Origin of the sequence: Desulfotomaculum sp. 1211_IL3151, assembly GCF_036763075.1 — a bacterium.
Taxonomy (GTDB): Bacteria; Bacillota; Desulfotomaculia; order Desulfotomaculales; family Desulfotomaculaceae; genus Desulfotomaculum.
The window spans coordinates 1-3673 of sequence record NZ_JBAIYV010000064.1; the positions used below are offsets into that span (position 1 = coordinate 1).

Annotated in this window: 6 protein-coding genes and 1 pseudogene; 6 read left to right on the top strand and 1 reads right to left on the bottom strand. The window is 38.9% G+C overall.

Annotated features, from left to right (window positions below):
* Positions 1-145 precede the first annotated feature (145 nt).
* From V6C11_RS18275 to V6C11_RS18295, 6 genes and pseudogenes are all read left to right on the top strand, one after another.
* On the top strand, positions 146-577 hold the full coding sequence (locus tag V6C11_RS18275) for an ATP-binding protein (RefSeq protein ID WP_333532651.1): 432 nt from the start codon (positions 146-148) through the stop codon (positions 575-577).
* A gap of 36 nt (positions 578-613) precedes the next feature.
* Positions 614-934 carry a recombinase family protein gene (locus V6C11_RS18280; protein ID WP_333532647.1) on the top strand — a complete coding sequence of 107 codons (321 nt, stop codon included), beginning with the start codon at positions 614-616 and terminating at the stop codon, positions 932-934.
* A gap of 13 nt (positions 935-947) precedes the next feature.
* Positions 948-1136 carry a hypothetical protein gene (locus V6C11_RS18285; protein WP_333532648.1) on the top strand — a complete coding sequence of 63 codons (189 nt, stop codon included), beginning with the start codon at positions 948-950 and terminating at the stop codon, positions 1134-1136.
* A 98-nt stretch (positions 1137-1234) separates the two neighbouring features.
* Positions 1235-1342: pseudogene (locus V6C11_RS18770) on the top strand (DUF4368 domain-containing protein); the annotation flags it as partial.
* A 599-nt stretch (positions 1343-1941) separates the two neighbouring features.
* Complete coding sequence (locus V6C11_RS18290; RefSeq protein ID WP_333532652.1) at positions 1942-2319, top strand: CBS domain-containing protein; 378 nt, start codon at positions 1942-1944, stop codon at positions 2317-2319.
* Between the two features lie 122 nt (positions 2320-2441).
* Positions 2442-2609: a hypothetical protein gene (locus V6C11_RS18295; protein WP_333532649.1), complete on the top strand. Its 168-nt coding sequence runs from the start codon at positions 2442-2444 to the stop codon at positions 2607-2609.
* Between the two features lie 38 nt (positions 2610-2647).
* Here V6C11_RS18295 and V6C11_RS18300 read toward each other — a convergent pair whose 3' ends face one another.
* The gene (locus V6C11_RS18300; protein ID WP_333532650.1) at positions 2648-3307 is read right to left on the bottom strand and encodes a CAP domain-containing protein; all 660 of its coding nucleotides are present in this window, start codon (positions 3305-3307) and stop codon (positions 2648-2650) included.
* Positions 3308-3673: the final 366 nt, after the last annotated feature.

The window sequence follows — 3673 nt, forward strand, 5'->3', positions numbered from 1 at the left end:
CTAATTTGAAACATTAAGTTTCAAATTTAATTCTAAGAGATTATGTAAAGATATTTGGTAAGGAAATCATACTTTAATGGGTTTTAGAGTGGTACTTTGCATAACGAAACACTTTGCATAATTTCCAATATGTAAAGCTTTACATATTGGCAAGACTTATGTCGCTATCGGACTTGGCATTAAAGCTTGCCTTGAAGGCTACAAAGTCTGGTTCACAACAGTTCCAGTGCTAATCAGCCGGATTAAAGAGTGTCGGGCGGAACAGACACTACGTGCCTTTCAAAATTGCTTTGAGAAATATGATTTGGTAATAGCAGATGAAATGGGCTACATTTCGTTCGATAAGGAAGGTTCTGAACTGTTGTTTACTCACCTATCGCTTCGGGCTGGTAGAAAATCTACGATTATTACTACAAACCTGTCATTTGAGCGATGGGGAGAGATTTTTCAGGATCCGGTCATGACTGCGGCGATGATTGATCGGTTAACACACCAATCGTACATCATTAATATGAATGGAAACTCCTATCGCATGAAAGAAACCAAAGAATGGTTACAAAAGCAACAGTTGGCCTAATAATAGTGTCCCCCTTTACAGGTGGGGGAATTTTTAATGACCATATGGGGGGATTTTGAGTTGACAAATACACATGATGCATCTGAGCAGATTATTGTAAAGAATACCCATGAGGCATTGATTACACAAGAGCAATGGGATATGGTGCAAGAGCTTCATCAGCGGAAAAGGCGTACACCTATGCAAATGGATGAACCCAATTTATTCTCTGGATTGGTGTTCTGCATGGACTGCCAAAAGCCCCTTGTTCTTACACCATGGCTGCTGTTAACAACAACTTTATGTGCTATAAAAGGGAAAGGAGATCTGCTCCTTCCATTACATCAGAGAGCAGGATTTAATTCATATCATCCTTGACAACCTGCGCAGAGTGACCCATTTTGCAAGACAAAAGGAAACCCTCTTTGCAGAATACATCAATCGTAAAAACTCCATTGAACTGAGAAAAGAAATAAATAGTCTGCAAAGGGAACTGGATACGTCAAAGCGCAGGGATGACGAATTAACGGCACTGTTTAAGCGTCTCTATGAGGATAATGTTCTTGGACAACACGGGTAACCAATGAGCAGTTTCGTATACTGTCGGCTGATTACAATGATGAGCAAAAATCGATCAAGGATTCCATCCCTGTTAAGGAAAGCCGATTGCAGAAGCTGATGGACTCTGCCTCCAATGTGGATGCCTTCATTGAGAAAGCCAAGCGGTATACGAAGATACCGGAGCTAACTCCCGAAATCCTGCGGCTCTTTATCTCAAGGATTTGAGGTAGGAGAAAAATTCACGCACCGCTGAACAGGCGATCAGAGTTGTCTATCGGGATGTAGGCATTATGGAGAATGTAGAACCGATTGCCGCAGAAGATGCAGACATTTCAGAGCATGAAAACATTGCATAAGATATCACAAGGCGGACAGCTTTCGCCATCCGCCTTGTATATACAATCTGTCCCTTTGAACGAGAACAGAAGGGTTTTATTGTTTGTTAAATATGTTTTAAACAGAAGCTTGGGGGCATTTGTGAAGACAATGGGCGCAAAACAAAAGCACCCTAATTACATTTGACAAGTTTGTTTATCGGAAATAAAATTATAGAAGGTGATGATAGATAACATCTGCAAAATTGCTTAGCAAATATATGGAATATTGGTACTTACTTTAAAAGAAATATAGGTAGTTTAAGATCAGTCAGGAACACAGAAAACAATACATGATAAAACTCTGGCAATATTATCAACAGACTTAGGACATCAATGGGACGACAGCTTAGATGGACGTCCCATTTTATATCCAGGGTTGAATATAATGGTTGACTAGGGATTAAGTCCTGTGATGAAGTTTAAAAAATAATGGAGGTGCTTGTAATGATCATATCAGAAATAGTACACCCAGCTATTCTACTTAAAGATGACGAACCTATTGAAAAGGCCCTGCAATTAATGAATGAGAAGAAAATTAATGGTGCTCCGGTGGTAGATGGCCAACATAATTTAGTTGGCATGGTAGTTAAAGCTGATATTTATAGGTTTCTAATGGACCCAGGTCATTATAACAGTTGCCCTTTGAATTGGGTTATGTCTAAAGAAATAATAACAGCAAACCCGAATGAAGATATAATCACTGTAGCTAATCGGTTGCGAAGCAACAATATAATTGCTTTACCCGTCGTCGAAGGGTCAAAAGTTTTAGGTGTAATTTCAATAGAGAACATTATGGACTACTTTATTGCCAGATTAGCTGATTAACCAGAACAATAACCTGGATTTAATAATATAGACAAGTATTACAAATAAAATTACGCTATATTTCTGGTCTAACGGGGAAAATTATTATAGGAACCAAATAAATTATACGAGGAGGCTTTATCATGAAAACAAAAACCACCAAACAATCTGGCTCTTCTTCAAATTTATCTTCTTCTGGCTCCAAGTATATGCAGGAACTGGGTTCCGAATTGGGCGTAAATTCCCCAAGTTCAACCTCCAAGGCTAACAGAACAACAACTACAACTAAAAAAACTACAAAGAGATCCTAAAGAGAAAAAAGGCCAGGTATACTGGCCTTTTCTTATCTCTAACCATTGAATAGCTGTACAAACACCTTGCTGTATTTGCCGCCCTTCACTACACCAATACCTACTTTAGTATATTCGGCCTTTAAGATATTCGCTTTGTGTCCGGGGGAATTCATTAGGTTTACGTGGGCCGTATTAACATCCGCTGCTCCTGCCAGGTTTTCTCCAGCATAGTGGTATACTACACCATATTTTTTCATCATATCAAAGGGGGAACCATAGGTAGGAGAAGTGTGACTGAAGTAATTATTCGTAATCATATCCTGGGCTTTCATACGTGCCAGTTCCGTCAGTTTGGCATCATAGGCCAGGGGTTTTAGACCGGCAGCCGTACGCTCTTTGTTAATCAAACTCAACATAGCCTGTTCATCCGCAACACTTATATTCATTTGTTGGCTAGTTGGTTGTGATGTTGTTGTAGTTGGTTGCGTACTAGGAGCCTTCTGAACCGGAGCCGACTGCGTTGTCTGAGGCTTTTGATAGTTGCTGTAATTATAGCCGCTGTAATTGTTGTACGTGGTGTAATTGGCTGTGTTGTTGTTAGTATAATTATATGAGACATAGGCTTCTGCCGTCCCGGCACCTGGCAATGTCATTGCCACTAGCATAGCAACGGCTCCCACTGTGAGTCCTGTGAACACTTTAAGAATTTTTTTCATTTGTTTCTCCTTTCAGAATTAGGCTTTCAAATGTTACGCTATTCATAGTAATATTTTTTTGTTTTTGTGACAAATAGATTTATACTATTTATTTTTTAAAATAACCAAAAGAGATTATGTATCATATAAATAAATTAAAATAGCTTAAAATACCTCCCTAATGGAATATTATCCTAGAAAAAGGGTCAAAAAGGGCGTGTCGCAAAACGTTTATTTGAAAACGTAGGGCGACACGCCCTTTTTGATTCATGACAGGAAAATCATTACATCTTTGCAGGTTAGTTTCACTATTTAAGCCCCGTTTTGGGCATAACAAAACAAGGGAAGCGCTTTCCCTTTGTTAATAATTTTTCGTTTTTGTTTAGG

Bases quoted from the DNA above. Each gene is read 5' to 3' on its own strand.
- V6C11_RS18280 (WP_333532647.1), top strand. From the start codon at position 614: ATGACCATATGGGGGGATTTTGAGTTGACAAATACACATGATGCATCT.
- V6C11_RS18295 (WP_333532649.1), top strand. From the start codon at position 2,442: ATGAAAACAAAAACCACCAAACAATCTGGCTCTTCTTCAAATTTATCT.
- V6C11_RS18300 (WP_333532650.1), bottom strand. From the start codon at position 3,307: ATGAAAAAAATTCTTAAAGTGTTCACAGGACTCACAGTGGGAGCCGTT.